General features: G+C 77.0%; 1 protein-coding gene. It reads right to left on the bottom strand.

What is annotated here, in order from left to right; genetic code table 11:
* A partial coding sequence (locus ACX2DJ_RS13025) for a hypothetical protein (RefSeq protein ID WP_462573169.1) occupies positions 1-227 on the bottom strand: 227 nt, incomplete at its 3' end.
* Positions 228-270 lie beyond the last annotated feature (43 nt).

Genomic DNA, 270 nt, shown 5'->3' with positions numbered 1-270 from the left:
GCCGCGGCGACGGAGACGAGGGTGTCGCGGATGCCGTCGGCGCGCAGCTGCTCGGCGACGGCGACGCGCGGCGGGCGCGGCGGCCCGATGACGTAGACGAGGTCGGCGCCGGGGGGCACCTCGGCCTGCGGCGGGAAGACGTAGAGGGGGAGGCCGGCGACGGCGACCGCCGCGCACGTGGCCGCGACGACCGCCGCGGCGATGCCGGCTCGCTTGCGCCACCCCATGAGACCTCCCCGAACATCCTCGCTCATGCGACGCGGAGTGAAC

It is taken from the genome of Altererythrobacter chaiwopuensis, assembly GCF_054957755.1.
This window is presented reverse-complemented; position numbering and strand designations above follow the sequence as displayed.